At 66.2% G+C, this 18,480-nt stretch carries 18 protein-coding genes, 1 tRNA gene and 2 pseudogenes; 7 read left to right on the top strand and 14 right to left on the bottom strand.

Features of this window, described 5'->3' with window-relative positions; genetic code table 11:
- Positions 1-57 precede the first annotated feature (57 nt).
- The 3 genes from DL544_RS21250 to DL544_RS09150 form a co-directional block, all read right to left on the bottom strand.
- A complete protein-coding gene (locus DL544_RS21250; protein ID WP_176556914.1) occupies positions 58-195 on the bottom strand; it encodes a hypothetical protein in 138 nt (45 codons plus the stop codon).
- Between the two features lie 138 nt (positions 196-333).
- A complete protein-coding gene (locus tag DL544_RS09155) occupies positions 334-1,284 on the bottom strand; it encodes a DMT family transporter (protein ID WP_005416320.1) in 951 nt (316 codons plus the stop codon).
- A gap of 160 nt (positions 1,285-1,444) precedes the next feature.
- The gene (locus tag DL544_RS09150) at positions 1,445-2,146 is read right to left on the bottom strand and encodes a helix-turn-helix transcriptional regulator (protein WP_065185003.1); all 702 of its coding nucleotides are present in this window, start codon (positions 2,144-2,146) and stop codon (positions 1,445-1,447) included.
- 81 nt (positions 2,147-2,227) lie between these two features.
- Between DL544_RS09150 and DL544_RS09145 the strand changes: the two genes are divergently transcribed.
- Positions 2,228-3,007, top strand: coding sequence for a DUF6491 family protein (locus DL544_RS09145; protein WP_005416318.1), 780 nt, complete (start codon positions 2,228-2,230; stop codon positions 3,005-3,007).
- Here DL544_RS09145 and DL544_RS09140 read toward each other — a convergent pair.
- The 3 genes and pseudogenes from DL544_RS09140 to DL544_RS09130 form a co-directional block, all read right to left on the bottom strand.
- Positions 3,004-4,056: a linear amide C-N hydrolase gene (locus DL544_RS09140; protein WP_053499905.1), complete on the bottom strand. Its 1,053-nt coding sequence runs from the start codon at positions 4,054-4,056 to the stop codon at positions 3,004-3,006. The genes DL544_RS09145 and DL544_RS09140 overlap by 4 nt on opposite strands.
- A gap of 43 nt (positions 4,057-4,099) precedes the next feature.
- On the bottom strand, positions 4,100-4,537 hold the full coding sequence (locus DL544_RS09135) for a DUF6691 family protein (RefSeq protein ID WP_005416316.1): 438 nt from the start codon (positions 4,535-4,537) through the stop codon (positions 4,100-4,102).
- A pseudogene (locus DL544_RS09130) lies at positions 4,534-4,970 on the bottom strand (YeeE/YedE family protein). The gene DL544_RS09135 and the pseudogene DL544_RS09130 overlap by 4 nt, the downstream one beginning before the upstream one ends.
- An 86-nt stretch (positions 4,971-5,056) precedes the next feature.
- Here DL544_RS09130 and DL544_RS09125 point away from each other — a divergent pair.
- Positions 5,057-5,377, top strand: a complete 321-nt coding sequence (locus tag DL544_RS09125; protein WP_005416314.1) for an ArsR/SmtB family transcription factor — start codon at positions 5,057-5,059, stop codon at positions 5,375-5,377.
- A 15-nt stretch (positions 5,378-5,392) separates the two neighbouring features.
- On the opposite strand, the gene DL544_RS09120 is transcribed toward DL544_RS09125, so the two are convergent.
- The 5 genes and pseudogenes from DL544_RS09120 to DL544_RS09100 all read right to left on the bottom strand — a co-directional run bounded on the left by DL544_RS09120 (position 5,393) and on the right by DL544_RS09100 (position 11,537).
- Positions 5,393-5,821: a BLUF domain-containing protein gene (locus DL544_RS09120; protein ID WP_005416313.1), complete on the bottom strand. Its 429-nt coding sequence runs from the start codon at positions 5,819-5,821 to the stop codon at positions 5,393-5,395.
- 83 nt (positions 5,822-5,904) lie between these two features.
- On the bottom strand, positions 5,905-7,038 hold the full coding sequence (locus DL544_RS09115) for a hybrid sensor histidine kinase/response regulator (RefSeq protein WP_005416312.1): 1,134 nt from the start codon (positions 7,036-7,038) through the stop codon (positions 5,905-5,907).
- Positions 7,035-7,609: pseudogene (locus DL544_RS09110) on the bottom strand (chemotaxis protein CheB). The gene DL544_RS09115 and the pseudogene DL544_RS09110 overlap by 4 nt, the downstream one beginning before the upstream one ends.
- Complete coding sequence (locus DL544_RS09105) at positions 7,609-8,433, bottom strand: CheR family methyltransferase (RefSeq protein WP_139727027.1); 825 nt, start codon at positions 8,431-8,433, stop codon at positions 7,609-7,611. The pseudogene DL544_RS09110 and the gene DL544_RS09105 overlap by 1 nt, the downstream one beginning before the upstream one ends.
- Entirely contained in the window at positions 8,430-11,537 is a 3,108-nt protein-coding gene (locus DL544_RS09100; RefSeq protein ID WP_139727026.1) for a response regulator, read from the bottom strand. The genes DL544_RS09105 and DL544_RS09100 overlap by 4 nt, the downstream gene beginning before the upstream one ends.
- A 151-nt stretch (positions 11,538-11,688) precedes the next feature.
- On the opposite strand from DL544_RS09100, the gene DL544_RS09095 reads away from it, so the two are divergent.
- Together DL544_RS09095 and DL544_RS09090 are read left to right on the top strand one after the other, a co-directional pair.
- On the top strand, positions 11,689-12,852 hold the full coding sequence (locus tag DL544_RS09095; RefSeq protein ID WP_265329437.1) for a two-component system sensor histidine kinase NtrB: 1,164 nt from the start codon (positions 11,689-11,691) through the stop codon (positions 12,850-12,852).
- Positions 12,842-13,201, top strand: coding sequence for a response regulator (locus DL544_RS09090; protein WP_049413819.1), 360 nt, complete (start codon positions 12,842-12,844; stop codon positions 13,199-13,201). Before DL544_RS09095 ends, DL544_RS09090 begins: the two co-directional genes overlap by 11 nt.
- A gap of 26 nt (positions 13,202-13,227) precedes the next feature.
- On the opposite strand, the gene DL544_RS09085 is transcribed toward DL544_RS09090, so the two are convergent.
- Entirely contained in the window at positions 13,228-13,692 is a 465-nt protein-coding gene (locus tag DL544_RS09085; RefSeq protein ID WP_139727024.1) for a GNAT family N-acetyltransferase, read from the bottom strand.
- A gap of 450 nt (positions 13,693-14,142) precedes the next feature.
- Entirely contained in the window at positions 14,143-14,700 is a 558-nt protein-coding gene (locus tag DL544_RS09080; RefSeq protein WP_139727023.1) for a hypothetical protein, read from the bottom strand.
- A 756-nt stretch (positions 14,701-15,456) separates the two neighbouring features.
- On the opposite strand from DL544_RS09080, the gene DL544_RS21750 reads away from it, so the two are divergent.
- Positions 15,457-15,678 carry a tyrosine-type recombinase/integrase gene (locus DL544_RS21750; RefSeq protein ID WP_235645937.1) on the top strand — a complete coding sequence of 74 codons (222 nt, stop codon included), beginning with the start codon at positions 15,457-15,459 and terminating at the stop codon, positions 15,676-15,678.
- 102 nt (positions 15,679-15,780) lie between these two features.
- On the opposite strand, the gene DL544_RS09070 is transcribed toward DL544_RS21750, so the two are convergent.
- Positions 15,781-15,857, bottom strand: a tRNA-Arg gene (locus DL544_RS09070).
- Positions 15,858-16,039: 182 nt separating this feature from the next.
- Between DL544_RS09070 and amaB the strand changes: the two genes are divergently transcribed.
- Entirely contained in the window at positions 16,040-17,572 is a 1,533-nt protein-coding gene (gene amaB / locus DL544_RS09065) for an L-piperidine-6-carboxylate dehydrogenase (RefSeq protein ID WP_005416301.1), read from the top strand.
- Positions 17,572-18,411, top strand: a complete 840-nt coding sequence (locus DL544_RS09060) for an SDR family NAD(P)-dependent oxidoreductase (protein ID WP_032954130.1) — start codon at positions 17,572-17,574, stop codon at positions 18,409-18,411. The genes amaB and DL544_RS09060 overlap by 1 nt, the downstream gene beginning before the upstream one ends.
- Positions 18,412-18,480 lie beyond the last annotated feature (69 nt).

The raw sequence follows: 18,480 nt of genomic DNA, 5'->3' as shown, positions 1-18,480 counted from the left end.
ATGCAGGTGTCGAGTTTCCCCGCCACCTGTAGGGTGCGGGGCCGTGGTTTTCGGGAGTTACACGAAGACGACGGGCCGCACCAGGGCAGTGGTGACGGTGGTGGTGGTAATGGTGGTGATGGTCGCGACCGGCGCAGTCGAACGGCCCGCAATGGTGGGGGCGATCAGGCTGGCGTGGGCGGCATCAAGGACCATGGCGCACAGAAAACACCGTGCGCCCTGCCGCTGTCAAGTGCTGCGATGCAAAAAACCGATGCAGCGATCATCGGCCAACGTGCCGACATTTGGTTGCAACTGAGACAAAGCCGGCATCAGCACGCTTGACGACTGCATTCAGCCGGCATGTTCGGCAATCGCCCGTGGTGTGCGATGCGCATGCGCGCACAGCATCACGCCAGCCACCAGGAACACGATTGCCAGCGCTTCCAGCAGCGAGGGCCAGCGCTGCTGCCATGCAAAGGCGTACAGCAGCGCGAACAGGGTCTCGAACACGATCATCTGGCCAGTCAGGGTCAGTGGCAGCAGGCGGCTGGCACGGTTCCAGAATGCGTTGCCGAGGATCGAGGCCACCACTGCCACGCCGGCGCTGATCGCCCAGAACCCGCTCCATTGCGCCGCCGTATGGCTGCCGGTGTGCCCGATGAAGGCCATCGGCACCAGCAGCAGGGCCAGGCCGCCGGTGGTGACGCCGGTCAGCAGCGACCAGTCATGGCTGGACAGGTCCGGCCTGCGCGCCAGCCAGCGGCTGTTGCCGATCGAATACAGCGCCCACGAGAACAGCGCACCGAACGCGCACAGCAGCCCGATCAGGCGCTGCCGCCACGGGGTGGCCAGGTGCTCGGACATCAGCGCTTCCCAACCCACCAGGGCGACCCCCAGCACGCACAGCCCCAGTGCCGGCAGCAGCTGTTTCAGTGGTACAGCGCCCTGCTCGCGCACGCCAACGAGGGTGACCACCACCGGAATCAGGCCGACGATCAGCGATGCTGCAGCGCCACCGGCCCACTGCACGGCGGTCGCCAGCAGCAGGAAATACACCAGGTTGCCTGCCAGGCTCAGCCACAGCAGGCCGATCCATTCGGCACGGCCCAGCCGCGGTGCCAGCCGCTTCCATCGCGGCAGCAGCAGGGCGACTGCCATCAGGCCATAGACCAGGTAGCGGCCGGCGGACAGTTGCAACGCATTGAACGACTGAAGCACGGCAGGCGCGAGAAAGACCACGCCCCACAGTGCGCCAGCGGCCACGCCATTGGCGATGCCCACGGCCATCGGGTTGTTGCGCATTCGGATTGTCCGGGCGGATGGAACGGGCCGCGCAGTGTAAGCGCTGGCCGCTGGGCGCTCTTGACCCAGGCTGCTGCCTTGTCACCTCTGTAGAGCCGAGCCAATGCTCGGCTGCGATTCACCGTTGTGCAGATAAGGGCAACCGAGCGTGGGCTCGGCTCTACAGATCAGCCGGCCCCCTGCGCCACGCAGCGGGGGTCTGGCCACATTCGCGGCGCAGCGCACGGGTCAGTGCACTCTGTTCGGAATAGCCTGCGGCCAGTGCGATATCGCTGATCGGCGCGGCAGTGGTGCGCAGCTGATGCTTGGCCCAACGCAAGCGGCACGCGCTGAGCCAGGCCTGCGGGCTCAGCCCGAACTCGCGCTGGAACAATGTGTGCAACCGACTCTCGCTGACACCGACAACTCCGGCCATCCGGGCAACCGGCCAGGCCCGGCCGGGATCGGCCTGCACCGCCGCGCACAGGCCCTGCATGCGCGCGCCACTGCCCGCCGGTGCAAATACCTGCAGCAACTGCGGCAGCAACGCCGGCATCGGCTGCCCTGCCTGCACGGCGGCCAGGCGCTGCCGCAACGCCAGCGGCAGATGCAGCCAGCGCTGGCGGCACAGATGCTCCTGCGTGCCGTCATCCAGCACGCCTGGAGGACAATCAACGATCACGAAACCATTGGGGCCGTCCGCCATCTGGTCATGTGCTTCGCCGGCGGCGACAAATGCCCCCTGCAGCAGGTCCAGCCGGCCGCCGCGCCCTTCCATCTCGAACTGCAGTTCCCCCTGCAGCGGCAGCACCCACTGCGCGTAGTCATGGCGGTCCAGGCCGGTGGCCTGCCCGTAGTGCCGCAGATGGAAGATGGCGCCCATCCGGGCAGTGTGCGCGTGTAACAACGGCCGTGCAAACCGCTGCTATAGTCGATCCGTCATCCAACGCAGGGAGTGCAGGTCATGACCCATCAGCAGCTGTCCCTGGTGCTTGCCACCAGCCTCGGCCTGGCGCTCACCGCCTCGGCCTCCGCGCAGGAACGTACGCCACCGGCCCCGCACTGCATGGACGCGGTCGGCGTCCAGGAAGTGGAGCAGGCTTCATCGCGTTCAATCGCTCTGCGAGCCGCCTCGGGCCAGGCCTATCGGATCGACTTCAGCGAAGAGTGCCCCGGCGTCCGCGGTGCCACCACGCTGAAACTTGAAGCACCCGCCGGCTGGGCCTGCGGTCGCCCCAGCGAGCGTGTGGTGGTCGATGGCCGCAGCTGCGCGATCAGCGCGGTGACCCCCGTGCAGGATCGCGACTACGCCAGCGTGGCCCGCGACAGCGACCGCCTGCGCATGGCCACCCTGCCCGCTCTGACCATCCGCGAGCGCAGGGACATCCGCCGCAGTTTCGGTGGTTCGCCGTCGTACTGCTTTGCCACGCGCAACGTGCGCGCGTGGTCGTCCGACCCGCAGGGCATGCTGGTGGAGACCAATCCGCATCGCAATGGGGGGCACCGCTACTATCGCGTGGAGCTTGGCAGCCACTGCCGCCAGCTCGACCGTGCGCCACAGCTGAGCTTCCACTCCGGCATGCAGAACGGCCTGATCTGTGGCAATCCGGGCGATCGCATCCTCACCGCCGGATTCGAGAATGGTGACCTGCGCAACGACGCGCTGGCGCCGCTGCCGCAGTACACCCGCGGCGGCTGCACGATCCAGGCGGTCTATCCGGCTTCCAGCCAGGCGTCGAACTAACCGTCGACGCCGAGGAACGCGAACGGTGCGCTGGGCACGAAGTGGCCCAGCGCGTCGCCGGAAAAGGTATTGCGCTGGTCCGGACCGAGATCGAGCTTGAGCACCTTGCCGCCGAAATCCACCTTGTTGAGGTCGACCCAGAACGTGTTCGGGGTCAATGCCGATTCGAAGAAGTACAAGCGCCGCTTGTGGTCGGCGACGGTACGCCAGCGCGTGGAGGAGATGTTCGGCTCGCCCGGCGTGGTAATGCCGTAGGGCACCGACGTATTGCGGATCACGCTGAACACGCTGGCCAGCGCCACCACCGGGTCTTCGGACTTGGGAATGGCGTTGATGTAGAACGAGGCGCGCGCGAAACGGTCGGCTGAGCGGTTGGTACCCGGCAGCATCACCGTGCCGCCGATCTGCTGCCAGTAGCTGTTGAGTGCCAGCTGCTGCTCGAAGATCGGTGAATTGGTCATCACCTGGTAGCGCCGGTCATGGTGGATCACCTGGCGACCGCCGATGTATTCGACGATGGCACTGTCGCCACTGGCATCTGACAGCGACAGGTGCAGCGTGGCCTGGCGGTCTTCGCCCGGCACCTTGTCGGTGACGATCGAGTACGGCTCGCGCTGCAGCGCCGCGACCGCCTCGTCGACGGTGGCGAAGTTGTCCAGCACATACTGCGCCCATAGTGAGATGGCCAGGCCCGGCTTGTTGCCGCGCTGCTTCGGATACTCCGATTCGACCAGCCACAGCAGGTTGGCCACTAGGCCCTTCTCGTTCATGCCATCGGTGGTCGATACGTCATAGCCGGTGGCCACCACCGAGCCGTAGCGCGCCGTCCAGGCCAGCGACTTCGGCCCGGCCTGGCCAGTGCGCGCGATGCCGCGCGGCAGCACGTAGAGGTTGGTCGCCACATCGACCTTCCAGTCCATCGAGCGCGCGGTGATCACATCACCGTTGTCGCCCAGGTAGACCGCGCGCGTGCAGGCCAGCGCGGGTGCCACTGCGGCGGCCAGCGCGACCGCCAGCAGTGCCCTTTCCTTCCACTTCATCCGTGCCATGTCGTTGCGCTCCTTTCCCCGTGATCCGTGGATATGACCCGATTCAGGGTGACACAGCGGTGAAGCCCCGGCGAACCAGGCGATCGTGCAGCCAGAAACCTGCAAGCATGGCCGGCACGAACCAAAGCGCTTCGCGCGATCCCACCGCCAGCCCGGCGATGGCAGGGCCCGGGCAATAGCCTGCCCAACCCCAACCCATTCCGAACAATGCCGCGCCCAGCACCAGGCGTACATCAACACCGCGCGCAGCGGGCAGTTGGAAGCGCGTTGCGCATGACGGCCGCGGGCGCCGCAGCACCCAGCGCTGGCCGACCGCGCTGACCAGCAGTGCCGAGGCCAGCACCCAGGCCAAGGTGGGATCGAAATCGCCGGCGATGTCGAGGAAACCGAGGATGCGGCGCGGATCGGTCATGCCGGCCAGCGCCAGGCCCGCGCCGAACAGCGCCCCTGCCGCGCCGGCGGCCACCATCATGCGGCTCATGCGAAGCCCCCGCCATGACGGATCAGGAATGTAGTCAGCATTGCGCAGGCCATGAATACCAGCACCGCCAGCAGCGACCGCATTGAGCCGCGGGCCATGCCGCACACTCCATGACCACTGGTGCAGCCGTTGCCCAACCGCGTACCGAATCCGACCAGCAGGCCGGCGCCAACCAGCTGCCACGCCGGCAAGGCGTCACGCAACAGGTCGCGGGGCGCTTGATCTGGCACGGCCTGCCAGCACAGCACACCCCCTGCAGCGGCAAGCAGGCCGAGCAGGAATGCCCAGCGCCAGCCTCGATCGCCGGGCGTTGCGCGCACGCTGCCAGCGGCGATGCCGCTGATGCCGGCTACCCGGCCCGTGGTTGCCAGCAAGACCACCGCCGCCGCACCGATCAACGCGCCCCCGCGACGGCGGCCCACGGCACGGTCATGACCTGCCTCCAGTTGTCGCGTTCATTCGCTTGCCTTTTGAATTAGCTTTTTCTAAATTAGCGTCTTCTAAAGCAAAAGGTCAACCATGGCCCGAATCGAGCTCGACAGTGCCGCGATGGCCGAGCATGCCGCCCAGGCCGCGGCGCTGCTCAAAAGCCTGGCCCATCCTGCACGGCTGCGCGTGCTGTGCCGGCTGGTCGAAGGCGAGGCGCCAGTACCGGAACTGCAGGCACTGACCGGGCTCAGCGCATCAGCGCTGTCCCAGCATCTGGCGGTGCTGCGCGGACTTGGCATCGTCTCGACCCGGCGCGAAGCGCAGTCGATCCACTACCGGGTAGTGGAAGGGCCGGCGCTGGGCGTATTGCAGGCGTTGCACGCGGCGTACTGCGGAAGTGCAGCGCGCTGAACCTTCCACGCAGGTTCAACCTGCGTGCAGCACCGGTTGCACGACCTGATCGAGCAGATCCACCGGGGTCGGCGCCGACAGGTCACCATGCAACGCGCGGGTGAAACCTGACCAGTCGCTGGAAGACAGTTGCCGCAGCAGCGCCTCCTCCACCGGCAACGCGCGCATCGACCAGTACGGAAACTGGCGCTGGCCAAGGCGGCCACGCGCCAGTTCGATGATGTCGATATGGCTACCGGCCTGCAGGATCCGTTCGTACACCGAATCGATACCATCCGGCGGCCCTTCGATGTACTGCAGGAATCGCCCGCCGTCATGCAGCAGCACACCGGTCACGCCCGCCATCTTGTTGAAACGGGCTGCATCATCGACCAGCGCCCGCAGCCGTTCAGCGGAAAGATCCGGCAGCGCCTGGCTGACGTAGGCGATGGCACGCAGTGGCATGGCGCTTCCTTGACAAGATGTACACCCACGGTAGCAGCTGCGGACGAGTCCGTCTCGGTGCCCGCAGGTGTTCCCTGAAGAATTCAGGTAGCGGCCGCCGGCAGCCCCTCTGTGCGCCTCGGCAACCGGGCTTCGAACACCACCTGACCGGCTTCATTGCGCGCTGCGATGTGCCCGCCGTGCGCGCGCACGAACTGATCGACGATATACAGGCCCAACCCCAGGCCATTGCTGGGATGGAAGCTGGCCTTGAACGGCTCGAACAGGCGCGGCAGCAGCGCGTCGTCGATCCGTCCCGCGTTGCTCACCCGCAGCAGCACGCTGCGCGGATCACGGCCGTCCACCTCCACCCTCGCCTCACCGCCATGGGTGAGCGCATTGCCGATCAGGTTGGCGGCAACCTGTCCCAGCCGATCCAGATCACCCTGCAGGCGGGTATCGCCCAGCATATCCAGATGCACCCGTGCGTGGCCGTGGGCGCTGCCCGCTTCGGCCACCACCGCACGCGTGACCTCGGCAAGATCACAGGCGCTGGCCTGCAGGCGCAGCCCGCCGCTGCGGATCCGCGAAAAGTCCAGCAGCTGCTCGACCATGCGCGCCATGCGCAGCGTGCTGGCTTCCAGGTGCTTCAGGGTCTGCTGCGCGCCGTCATTGCCCGCAGGAAGCTCCAGCGCCAGCTTGTCGGCACACAGCAGGATCGCCGACAGCGGCGTGCGCAGATCATGGGTGAGCACCGCCGCCATCGTCTCGTTGAGCTTGAGCGAGCGCTCCAGCGCCTCGTTGCGCGCCTTCAGCAGCTGCCGCTGCTGGTACAGCTCGATGAAGACATTGACCTTGCTCAGGATCACCTGCGGCGCCACCGGCTTGTGCAGGAAGTCGACCGCGCCGGTTTCGTAGCCCTTGAACGCGCGCAGCGGGTCGTCCGGCGAGGCGGTCAGGAAGATGATCGGCACATCCCGGCTGCGGTGTGATCCGCGCATCAGCTCGGCCAGGGTGAAGCCATCGATCTCCGGCATGTGCACGTCCAGCAGCGCCAGCGCCACCTCATGCTCGAGCAGCAGTTCCAGCGCCTGCGCGCCCGAGCCCGCCAGCAGCAGGTTCACGCCTTCGCGCTGCAGCAGCGCCTGCATGGCCACCAGGTTCTGCGGCACGTCATCGACGATCAGCAGGTTGACCGGGGTCTGCGACTGCGCAGGGTCCGGTGGCAGCAGGTTCATGCAAACAACTCCTTCAGGCGACGGCACATCAGTTCGAGGGGCAGCACGGCATCGGCGCCGGCGTGCTGCAGGGCGGAGGCCGGCATCATCGATGCCTCGGCCTCCTCGGGACATTGCAGCCAGGCGCGGCCACCGGCGGCGCGCACCGCGGCCACCCCTTCACTACCATCGCTGCTGGCACCGGTCAGCAGCAGGGCCAGCACCTGCGCGCCGAACACGGCCGCAGCCGACTCGAACAATGGATCGATGGCCGGCGCGAAAACAGCACCGGCGCGTCCACCGACAACGCCAGCGAACCGGCGTCTTCCACCAGCAGGTGATAGTCCGGTGGCGCAAAGGTCACCGTGCCTGGCTGCAGCGGCTGCTTGTCTTCGGCCTCGCGCACCGGCAGCGCGCAGTACGGCGCCAGCACTTCGGCGATGCGGCTGCTGCGGTCGCGCGGAAGGTGCAGCACGGCCAGCACCGGCGCCGGTAGAGCCGCGGGCAGCGCGCCGAGCACCGCCTGCAGCGCCGCAACCCCACCCGCAGAGGCCCCGATCACCAGCACGGCCGGTCGTGTCGGCAGTGCCATCAGGCAACCTTCCGGTACAGGCGATGCTCCCGCGAGCAGGTCTCGAATGCGCCGTGGTGGCGCCCGAACTGCAGCGACTCCTTGCTGCCCAGGCCAAGGAAGCCGCGATGCACCAGCGCTTCACGGAACAGGCCCACCGCGCGGTCCTGCAGATCGCGGTTGAAATAGATCAGCACATTGCGGCACGACACCAGATGCACCTCGGAGAACACGGTGTCGGTGGCCAGGCTGTGGTCGGCGAACACCACGTTGCGGCGCAGCTGGCGATCGAACACCGCGCCATCGTAGGCCGTGGCGTAGTAGTCGGACAGCGAGGCGGTGCCACCGGCCGCCAGGTAGTTCCGGCTGAACTGGGCCATTCGGTCGATGCCATAGGCGCCGGCCTCGGCGGTGGCCAGGGCTGCCGGATTGATGTCGGTGGCGTAGACGATGCTGCGCTCCAGCAGGCCTTCCTCGTGCAACAGGATCGCCAGCGACCACGTTTCCTCGCCGGTACTGCAACCGGCCACCCACAGCTTCACCGACGGGTAGGTGCGCAGCACCGGCACCACCTGCTCGCGCAGCTCGCGGAAATAGGCCGGGTCACGGAACATCTCCGAGACCTGCACGGTGAAGAACTGCATCGCCTGCGCGAACAGGTCCGGCTCGTGCAGCAGGCGGTGCTGCAGGTCGGCCAGCCGCTCGCACTCATAGCGCTGCATGGCCTGGCGGATCCGCCGGCGCAGCGACGACACCGCATAACTGCGGAAATCGTAGTGGTAGCGCTGGTAAAGCGCTTCCAGCAGCACCTTCAGCTCCAGGTCGAACAGGGCCTGCTCGTTCATTGCCGCGAGCACCAGACCCGGCACAGCGAGACCAGCTTGTCGACGTCGATGGGTTTGGCGATGTAGTCGTTGGCGCCGGCCTGCAGGCAGCGCTCACGGTCGTCCGGCATGGCCTTGGCGGTCAGCGCGATGATCGGCAGGTCCTGCAGGTGGCGCTGCGCGCGGATTTCGCGCATCGCAGCAAGGCCATCCTTCTCCGGCATCATGATGTCCATCAGCACCAGGTCGACCTCGCGCTCGGCCAGGCGATCCACCGCTTCCTGGCCATTGCGCGCGATCTCCAGCGTGACGCCGAGGGGTTCGAGCACGCTGGACAGTGCGAAGATGTTGCGAACGTCGTCCTCGGCCAGCAGCACCGTCCGACCGTCGAGCACGGTGTCGCGACGGCGGGCCTCGCGCAGCAGGCGCTGCTGGTCGCTGGGCAGGCTGGCCTCCACGCTGTGCAGGAACAGGGTCACCTCGTCCAGCAGGCGCTCGGGCGAACGCGCGCCCTTGATGATGATGCTCTTGGAATAGCGGCGCAGTCGCTGCTCTTCCTCGCGACTGAGTGCGCGGCCGGTATAGACGATCACCGGCGGGAAACCGACATCGTCGTTGCCGGCCATGTGCTCGAGCAGGTCGTAGCCGCTCCCGTCGGGCAGCGACAGGTCCATCACCATGCAGTCGAACGTGACCGTACTGAGCTGTTCCAGTGCGCTGGCCAGGGTGCCTACAGCGACGATCCGCAGCTGGTCGCGGCCCAGCAACAGTTCCAGGTTGTGGCGCAGCTCGTTGTCGTCCTCCACGATCAGCAGCCGCCGCATGTCGCGCTGGCTGGTCTGTTCCAGCTGTTCGATCGCCGTCACCAGCCGCTCGCGCGTGGTCGGCTTGATCGCGAAACCGATCGCGCCCAGCTCGCGCGCCACCTGGCTGCGGTCCGTGGCCGAGACCACATGCACCGGGATGTGGCGGGTGTCCGGGTTGCGCTTCAGGCGTTCCAGCACGCTCAGGCCCGACACGTCCGGCAGGCCGATATCGAGCAGGATGCCGTTCGGGCGCAGTTCACTGGCCAGGGCCAGCGCCTCTTCCGCCGTGCCCGCTACCACGCAGTCGAAGTCCAGTTCATGGGCCAGCGCCACCAGTGCTTCGGCGAACGTGGCATCGTCCTCGACCGCCAGGATCAGGCGCCCGGCGCGCTGGCGGCGACCGCGGTCGTCGGCTACGCCGGCCATCGCAGTAACCGGCGCTGCTGCGGTCGCAGCGCGTACGGGCGCGGCCGGCAGCACGGCCGGCGCCGTCGGCGGCGCTGCCACGGGGACATCGGCAGCGACGGCTGCGCTCGCCGCGGGCGCTCCCTGCAGCGGCAGCTCCAGGATGAAGCAGCTGCCGCGCCCGGGCTCACTGTCGACCTGGATGCCGCCGCCCATGCGCTCGGCCAGATCGCGCGAGATCGACAGGCCCAGGCCGGTACCGCCGTAGCGACGGCGGGTGCTGCCATCGGCCTGGCGGAACGCTTCGAAGATGACATCCAGCTGCTCGCGGGCAATGCCGATGCCGGTGTCACAGACCTCGAACCGGATGCGGCCGTTGCCGCCGGCACGCACGTGCAGGCTGACCTTGCCATGCTCGGTGAACTTCACCGCGTTGGCCAGCAGGTTCTTCAGGATCTGCTGCAGCCGCTGGCTGTCAACCACCATCTGGGTCGGTGCCAGGGCGTCGGCTTCGATCTGCAGGGCCAGGCCCTTCTGCCGCGCCATCGGCTCGAAGGTCTCGCGCAGGCGCTGCAGCGCGCTCTCGACCACCACCACTTCATCGGACAGTTCGACATGGCCGGCCTCGATGCGCGACAGGTCGAGGATGTCGTTGATCAGCGCGAGCAGGTCGTTGTTGGACGACAGGATCGCTCGCGCGTACTTCACCTGTTCCTCGGTCAGCGTGCCGTCCTTGTTGTCGGCCAGCAGCTTGGCCAGGATCAGCGAGCTGTTCAGCGGCGTGCGCAGCTCATGCGACATGTTGGCCAGGAACTCGGACTTGTAGCGCGAGGTCGCCGCCAGCTCGTTGCTGTTGCGCACCAGCTGGCTCTGCGCAACCAGCAGTGCCTGCTTCTGCGCCTCCAGCTCGTGGGTGCGCTCTTCCAGCTGCACGTTGCTCTGTTCCAGCTCAGCCTGCTGTTCTTCCAGGTGGCTCTGCGACTGCAACAGGCTGCGGCTCTGCTCTTCCAGTTCCTCGTTGGCCACGCGCAGCTCTTCCTGCTGGGCCTGCAGCTCCTCGCCCTGGCGCTGCGACTCTTCCAGCAGAACCACCAGCTGCGCACGCAGCAGCGATGCGCGCAGTGCCATGCCGATGGTGTCGGCGCAGCGCTCCAGCAGCTCGCGATCCAGGTCACGCTGTTCACCCGCCCGCGCGCGGCCCAGCTCGATGACACCGACCACCGCACCATCGCTGCTGATCGGCGCCAGGATGCGCTCGCGCACCGGCAGCCGGCCCAGGCTGGTCTGCAGTTCGAGCACGGCAGCATCTTCGCCGTGCAGGTGGCGGATGCGTTCGTCCCGGGCAACCTGCCCGGCCAGTCCTTCGTGCAGGGCCAGCGAGGCCGGCGTCCCAGAGGGCAGCGCCACGCCACCGGTCAGCTGCAGCCGGCCGCCGTCCAGGCGATAGACCGCACCGACCTCTGCATCCAGCTGCCCGGCCAGGCTTACTGCTGCCGCCTCGGCGATCTGCTCCGGCCCGAGGTCACCGCGCAGGCTCATCGCCACCGCGTTCTCGGCCTCCTGCAGCCAGAGCGCGCGCATCGCCTGGCGCCGGGCCTGGATCGCGCGCGACACGATCAGTGCGATCATCAGGAAGGCGCAGCCACCGACGGTACGGTTGACAAGCGAGAAGGACGAATTGTTGCTGGCTGGCGCAACGTTGAAGCCGATCACCAGCAGGACACAGGCGATCACCGCGACCACGAACGGCGCGCGTGCACTGCGCTGGAACACCGTCACGCCGACCGCGAGGAAGTAGGCCAGCCATACCGCGTAGCCGAGCGGGACGACCAGTTCCAACGCGATGGTCGCGGCCAGCAGCACGGCGGACGTCATCCAGATCCAGCGGTCACGCGTAGTCGCACCAGGACGCATGCAGGTCGGTTCCAGAAGGCAAAGGGTGGAAGATGGTACTCCGTGTCGCATTCAGCCGCACAGGACAAATGGCACGTGTCAGGTGTGCACGCATCCTTCACACTTGAGTGCCTAGCTTCACGTCCCTCACAGGGGTAACACTTATTTACACTTGGACGCAGCCGCCTCTACTACGTCCGTGCTGACGGACCCTTCCCGACAACTGCGACTGCTGATCGACAGCGTGCGCGACCATGCGCTGTACCTGCTTGATCCTGAAGGCATCGTGTGCAGCTGGAACCCGGGCGCCGAACGTATCAAAGGCTATTCAGTCGATGAAGTGGTGGGAACGCACTTCAGCCGCTTCTACCTGGCCGCCGACCGCGAGGCCGGTGAACCGAAGCGCCTGCTTCGCGTGGCAGCGCAGCAGGGTCATGCCGCCAGTGAGGGCTGGCGCGTTCGCCGCGATGGCTCGTCGTTCCGCGCCAGCGTGGTCATCGAACCGGTCGTGGAAGCCGGCGAACTGCTCGGCTTCGTCAAGATCACCCGTGACATCACCGAGCAGTGGCAGGCGCAGCGGCTGCTGCGCGATGCCCAGCGTGCGCTGCGCAATACGCAGCAGTTCGAGACGGTCGGCCGGCTCACTCGCGGCCTCTCACATGAGTTCAACAACCTGCTGACCACCATCGGCAACGCCCTTGACCTGCTGTCGCTGCGTGTCAGCAGTGACGATGCACGCGCAGCCGAGCTGCTGGATGCCGCGCAGGCAGCCACCGACCGCGGCGCGCTGCTGACCCGCCAGCTGCTGGCCTTCAGCACCGGCCAGACCCTGATCCGGGAATCGGTGGACATCAATGCGCTGGTACGACAGTGGCTGCCGGACCTGCAACGCGCCTGCCCGCCCACGGTGGTACTGGAAGCCCATCTCACCCCGGGCCTGCCGCTGGTGAGCACCGATGCGATGCAGCTCCAGACCGCCCTGGCGAACCTGGTGGCCAATGCCGTGGAGGCCACCGCCGATGGCGGCCGCATCCTGATCGGCACCGCGTTGGAACATCGCCTCGACCCGGATGCGGACACCACGCTGCAACGCGGCTATGTCACCCTCAGCGTCTGCGACGAAGGCCACGGCATGGCCGCCGACATCGCCGAGCGGGCCAGCGAGCCCTTCTTCACCACCAAGGACATCGGCAAGGGCAGCGGCCTGGGCCTGAGCCAGGTGTTCGGATTCACTACCCAGAGCGGCGGCTTCGTCGATGTGTCCACCACGCCCGGTGTCGGCACCACGGTCAGCCTGCTGCTCCCCGCAACCGAGGATGCAACCCATGACCGATGACCCGATCCGCGTACTGATGGTGGAGGACCAGAACGATCTGCGCGAGATGATCGGCATGGCCCTGCGCGATTTCGGCATCGAGGTGTCCACCACCGCCGACGGGCATGAAGCCGCTGCGTTGTTGAAGGGCGACGCACGCTTCGACGTGGTGTTCAGCGATGTCAGCATGCCCAATGGCATGTCCGGCATCGAGCTCAGCGAGCACGTCGCGCGTGAGCAGCCGCATGCACGCATGATCCTGTCCTCCGGCTATGCGCGTTCGCAGCTGCCGCCGCTTCCTGAGCAGGTGGAGTTCCTGCCCAAGCCCTATCGCTTGCGCCAGCTGGTTGAACTGCTCAAGCAGGACTGAAGGCGTACCGGCCTGCGTGGCCATGCTCAGCGCCGGGCCCGCTGCATGAACAGCAGCGCCGGCGTGGATGCAGTGTCCACCGGCTCGAAGCCGAGGGACCGGTACAACGCAACTGCGGCGGCATTGTCCCGATAGACCCGCAAGGTCAGCCGTTCAACGGCATCAGACTGGAACGCCTGCTCGATCAGCGCGTGTACCAACCTCCGCCCGAGACCGCAGCCCCGTGCCTGCGGGGCAACCACCAGACGGCCCAGATGCATCGTACCCGGCTCGGTGCACCAGGCCTGGCCGAAACCCACGCGCATGCCGTTTTCTGCCAGCAGCAGCCATCCCGGGCGTTCGCGCAGCTGCAATACCTGCTCGAACTGCTCGGGTCGCAGTGGATAGGACACGCCCGGTCCGGCCCAGCGCCGCGTGGCTGCGGCCGAATCCAGCCACCCGGCGATGAGCGCGTAGTCCTGGGGTTGCACGGGCTGCAGGCGGTGGTCCATAGCGGGCGGATCGCGTGGCGAGGCGCCAGCATATCCGAGTGGCCTCGCGGGCAGCGTGCGGACGTGGCGCCGCAAACAGGGGGACCCCGGCCCGATTCGGACGGGCGACCTTCCCCTTAGGAAAGCTTCCATTGCGACCTAAGATCAGTGATTTGCAGGTTTGATGGGGTCGCTGCTGGCGTTCGACCTGCGAAAGGACCCTGACCCTCTACTGCCCGGGGACAACGTGGGTGACTTGCACATTTTCACCATCATCGTCCGTCCGCGACGCCAGAAAATCGGGGCAGAGCTCACTACGCAGCTGACCCAACAGACATTCATGTACTGCGGTTCGCTACCAGCAGGATCGCCATAGCCTCTTCGGCGTTCGCTTGAAGAATCACCGCCGCGATCTCTTGGAGGCAGTCGCGACTGCCTCCTTATCTGACAGTGGCGCAGATCATCGATAAATCAGAGCCAGATGTAGCCCATGATTCCTTCGTTTACCGGATACTTCACGCCTTCGCAGTTGGCATCCAATGTATCGAAGTGATCTGCCCAGTTGTTCGGCTTCAGACCACCGCGCATGCAGCGGTACAAGGGGACAGTGCCCGGGAGCTGCGTAGCAGCGATGTAACCCGTAATCGGCATGCCGTTCGTGGTCTTCATATGGCCTTCGCAATTCGGATCCATCGAAGAGAAGCTATCCAGCCAGTTGTTGTTGAGGCATGCGTACATTGTCACACTGCCTTCGAATGGATAGTAGGAAATGAAGCCCAAAGTGCCTTCCTTCCTGCCTGGATGCTGCATTCCACCCGGAGTGTTCAGCGGCCGCGCCGAGAAGGTATCATCCCTACTGCGCCAACGCTCAAGTTCAACCAGCTGAACACCCGCCGGCAAGTCCGCCGCCTGCGCATTGGCTTCTGCCAAGAGCTTGGGCGAGGCTCCCAGGTAATCCACCTCTTGGGCGGACGCGTTCACGGCCAGAGCTCCGGCCAATACGGCTGCTACAACGATCATCTTCTTCACATCTACTCCTTAGAGAATGGACATACAGATTTCCAGCGGGCGTCTTGCCCGCTCCTCGATTCTAGGACATGGAAATTTGCGTTACCGAGACCCGTGTCGAATTTGAGGTGCAAAAGAGCGGAGTTTTAGCGGTCGCTCGGCAATACCTCTAAGTGCACCAGCCAGTTCGGCACCTGTCGCAGGAACAGCAGTAGCGAGCAACATGCTTCGGCCAGGGCCTTGATAAAGATCGCAGTGTTCTGCGGCCATATCGGCGCATGGCAGGCGGAGGCGTCTTAATGGTCAAAGTCTGCTGCTTAATGGTCAAAGTCTGCTGCGCCATGCAACCCAGAAACGAGCATCCAGTTTTGGCTCATCCTCTGAAGGCATTCGGCAGGCATCGTGCCTCGGTCCTGAGATGGCGAGTTGTGGTGGACGGGAAGATGCCGCACCACATGCGCGATCTCTTTCCCGGGACGGTCATCTACGGCATGTAGTCCGATAGCAGGCGCCGCATCATCCGCCATAAGAGGTGCCGACCATGACTGAGCGCCTGCGCACCGTTCAGCTGGTGCCCCAACCGACACGGGAGAGGTCATTTTCGCGCTCGGCATACTGCCATCCCGCCTCCAGGAAGTTCCTGGCCGCCTGCAACAATCGCGGCATTGAGTCCACCGTGTTCGCGGAGTCAGGCAAGTGGCGCGGGGTGTTGCCGAACCAGTACGCCCGCTGGGCGCTTCGCCGCCTACCCCATCTGCTATTGTCGCGCACAACGACATGCTTTCCGACTGGTTCGCCTCGGATGCCAAGCGTGTGGGAATCGGCGGTAGCCTCAACCGGCTGCGGCACACCTTCTGCGCCCACATGGTGATGGCCGGAGTTCCGTTGCGAAGGGTGCAGATTCTGGCCGGGCACGCTGATTACGCCACGACAGAGAAGTTCTATGCCCACCTGACGCCTGAGGGCGACGACGGTACTGTGGCGAAGCTCAGGTACTGATCCGCGCGGCTAAGAGCGCTGGGACCACTGGGACCAAATCCTGTGAATATGCAGAAAACAGTGGGAAATGCTCACCACTGAGTCCGCCTAAGTTATTGATTCTGGTGACCCCGGCCCGATTCGAACGGGCGACCTTCCCCTTAGGAGGGGGACGCTCTATCCAGCTGAGCTACGGGGCCATGCAGCCGGGAAGTTTACAGCCAACGTGCCCTGCCCTCCAAGCATTCATGTCCAGCCCGGTTCCGCTGGCGCGTTGCACCATGGCCGGTCGGGGCGCTCTGCTACCATCGGCGATTCAGTTCATCGCGTCCCCCACTGCCCGCGATGGCGCCAAACAACGTAACGAAACACAGGAGTCTGCATGTCTTCCGAGCTGCTCAAGTCCCTTGGCCTGGACGCGATCAACGCTGGCACGTACCTGGGCAACGGGGAGTGGTCGAGCGCGACCAGCGGTGAGCTGATCACCCCGGTCAACCCGACCACCGGCGAGCCGATCGCGCAGGTCCGCGCCACCACCGAGGCCGAGTACGAGACCGTCGTCGCCCGCGCCCAGGAAGCCTTCAAGGTCTGGCGTACCACGCCGGCGCCGCGCCGCGGTGAAGCCGTGCGCCTGTGCGGTGAAGCGCTGCGCAGGCACAAGGACGCCCTGGGTTCGCTGGTTGCCCTGGAAATGGGCAAGAGCAAGCCGGAAGGCGATGGCGAGGTGCAGGAGATGATCGACATCGCCGATTTCGCCGTGGGCCAGAGCCGCATGCTGTACGGCTACACCATGCATTCCGAGCGTCCCGGCCACCGCATGTACGAGCAGTACCATCCGCTGGGCCTGGTCGGCATCATCTCGGCCTTCAACTTCCCGGTCGCGGTGTGGAGCTGGAACTCGTTCCTGGCGGCGATCTGTGGCGACGTGTGCATCTGGAAGCCGTCCAACAAGACGCCGCTGACCGCCATCGCCTCGCTGAAGATCTGCAACGATGCCCTGCGCGAAGCGGGCTTCCCGGACATCTTCTTCCTGATCAACGATGCCGGCACCGCGCTGTCGGAAAAGATGGTCGATGACCGCCGCGTGCCGCTGATCAGCTTCACCGGCTCGACCCAGGTCGGCCGCACCGTCAACGAGAAGGTCGCACGCCGCCTCGGCCGCTGCCTGCTGGAACTGGGCGGCAACAACGCGATCATCCTGGACGAAACCGCCGACCTGAAGCTGGCCGTGCCGGGCATCGTGTTCGGTGCGGTCGGCACTGCCGGCCAGCGTTGCACCACCACCCGCCGCCTGATCGTGCACCGCTCGATCTACGCCGACGTGCTGGCCACCCTGGTCAAGGCCTACAAGCAGGTGGAAGGCAAGATCGGCGATCCGACCGATGCCGCCAACCTGATGGGCCCGCTGAACAGCGAAGGCGCCGTGCAGCAGTTCCTCGATGCCATTGCCCAGGCCAAGGCGGCCGGCGGCACCATCGAGACCGGCGGCACCCGCATCGACCGCGCCGGCAACTTCGTGCTGCCTGCAATCGTCACGGGCCTGAAGAACAGCGACGCGGTGGTCCAGCACGAGACCTTCGCACCGATCCTGTACGTGATGCCGTACGACACCCTCGACGAAGCCATCGACATGCAGAACGGCGTGCCCCAGGGCCTGTCGTCCTCGATCTTCACCCAGAACCTGAAGACCGCCGAGAAGTTCCTGTCGGCCGCCGGCAGCGACTGCGGCATCGCCAACATCAACATCGGCACGTCCGGTGCGGAGATCGGCGGCGCCTTCGGTGGCGAGAAGGACACCGGCGGTGGCCGCGAGTCCGGTTCGGATGCCTGGAAGGTCTACATGCGCCGCCAGACCAACACCATCAACTATTCGGATTCGCTGCCGCTGGCGCAGGGCATCAAGTTCGACCTGTGATGGCAAGCGACGCAGACACGTCTGTGGGTCAGAGCCCCTCCGGGGATCTGAGCCATGCCCAGGGTCGGATCCCCGCAGGGGCTCCGATCCTCGATTTCAGCGGCCGCCGCGTGCTCATTGCCGGCGGCAGCAAGGGCATTGGTCGTGAAATGGCACTGGCCTTTGCGGGTGCCGGTGCGCAGGTCTCGGTCTGCGCGCGCGGCCAGGCCGGCCTGGAGGCCCTGCGCACCGATGCACAGGCGCAGGGCACGCCATTGCATGCGTTTTCCACCGATCTGGCCGATCCCGGCCAGATCCAGGCCTGGCTGCAGGCCGCCGCCGATGCCTTCGGCGGCATCGATGTGCTGGTCAACAATGCCACCGGCTACGGCATGGCCGACAATGAGGAGGGCTGGTCCGCGAGCCTGCAGATCGACCTGATGGCGGCGGTGCGTGCCTCACGCCTGGCCCTGCCCTGGCTGCGCGCATCCAGCGATGCCTGCATCCTCAATCTGTCGTCGATTGCCGCGCAGCAGCCGCGCCCCGGTGGCGCGCCCTACGCCGCTGCCAAGGCCGCGCTTTCGCACTACACCACCTCGCAGGCGCTGGCGCTGGCCAAGGACCGGATCCGGGTCAACGCCATCGCACCGGGCTCGATCGAGTTCGATGACGGGCTCTGGGACCGTCGCCGCATCGAGGATCCAGCGCTGTACCACGGCACCCTGGCGAAGATCCCGTTCGGTCGCTTTGGCCACCCGCGTGAGATCGCCGACGCCGCCCTGTTCCTGTGCTCGCCACTGGCGCGCTGGGTTACCGGCAGCGTGCTCAACGTGGATGGCGGCCAGGTGTTGATGGGCTGAATTTGTAGAGCCGAGCCCATGCTCGGCTTGCACGCAAGACGCGGTCGATCCCGCATGAGCCCAAGGGGG

The sequence above is a fragment of the Stenotrophomonas sp. pho genome (assembly GCF_006228405.1).
Lineage (GTDB): Bacteria > Pseudomonadota > Gammaproteobacteria > Xanthomonadales > Xanthomonadaceae > Stenotrophomonas > Stenotrophomonas sepilia.
The sequence above is the reverse complement of the archived record's forward strand: the minus strand, read 5'-3'. Positions and strand labels throughout refer to the sequence as shown.

What these genes read in the sequence shown, in the direction of transcription:
- DL544_RS09105 (WP_139727027.1), bottom strand. Translation starts at nt 8,433, where the DNA reads ATGAACGAGCAGGCCCTGTTCGACCTGGAGCTGAAGGTGCTGCTGGAA.
- DL544_RS09125 (WP_005416314.1), top strand. Translation starts at nt 5,057, where the DNA reads ATGGCCCGAATCGAGCTCGACAGTGCCGCGATGGCCGAGCATGCCGCC.
- DL544_RS09145 (WP_005416318.1), top strand. Translation starts at nt 2,228, where the DNA reads ATGACCCATCAGCAGCTGTCCCTGGTGCTTGCCACCAGCCTCGGCCTG.
- amaB (WP_005416301.1), top strand. Translation starts at nt 16,040, where the DNA reads ATGTCTTCCGAGCTGCTCAAGTCCCTTGGCCTGGACGCGATCAACGCT.
- DL544_RS09140 (WP_053499905.1), bottom strand. Translation starts at nt 4,056, where the DNA reads ATGGCACGGATGAAGTGGAAGGAAAGGGCACTGCTGGCGGTCGCGCTG.
- DL544_RS09150 (WP_065185003.1), bottom strand. Translation starts at nt 2,146, where the DNA reads ATGGGCGCCATCTTCCATCTGCGGCACTACGGGCAGGCCACCGGCCTG.
- DL544_RS09120 (WP_005416313.1), bottom strand. Translation starts at nt 5,821, where the DNA reads ATGCCACTGCGTGCCATCGCCTACGTCAGCCAGGCGCTGCCGGATCTT.
- DL544_RS09060 (WP_032954130.1), top strand. Translation starts at nt 17,572, where the DNA reads ATGGCAAGCGACGCAGACACGTCTGTGGGTCAGAGCCCCTCCGGGGAT.
- DL544_RS09135 (WP_005416316.1), bottom strand. Translation starts at nt 4,537, where the DNA reads ATGAGCCGCATGATGGTGGCCGCCGGCGCGGCAGGGGCGCTGTTCGGC.
- DL544_RS21750 (WP_235645937.1), top strand. Translation starts at nt 15,457, where the DNA reads ATGCTTTCCGACTGGTTCGCCTCGGATGCCAAGCGTGTGGGAATCGGC.
- DL544_RS21250 (WP_176556914.1), bottom strand. Translation starts at nt 195, where the DNA reads ATGGTCCTTGATGCCGCCCACGCCAGCCTGATCGCCCCCACCATTGCG.
- DL544_RS09085 (WP_139727024.1), bottom strand. Translation starts at nt 13,692, where the DNA reads ATGGACCACCGCCTGCAGCCCGTGCAACCCCAGGACTACGCGCTCATC.
- DL544_RS09115 (WP_005416312.1), bottom strand. Translation starts at nt 7,038, where the DNA reads ATGAACCTGCTGCCACCGGACCCTGCGCAGTCGCAGACCCCGGTCAAC.
- DL544_RS09100 (WP_139727026.1), bottom strand. Translation starts at nt 11,537, where the DNA reads ATGCGTCCTGGTGCGACTACGCGTGACCGCTGGATCTGGATGACGTCC.
- DL544_RS09090 (WP_049413819.1), top strand. Translation starts at nt 12,842, where the DNA reads ATGACCGATGACCCGATCCGCGTACTGATGGTGGAGGACCAGAACGAT.
- DL544_RS09155 (WP_005416320.1), bottom strand. Translation starts at nt 1,284, where the DNA reads ATGCGCAACAACCCGATGGCCGTGGGCATCGCCAATGGCGTGGCCGCT.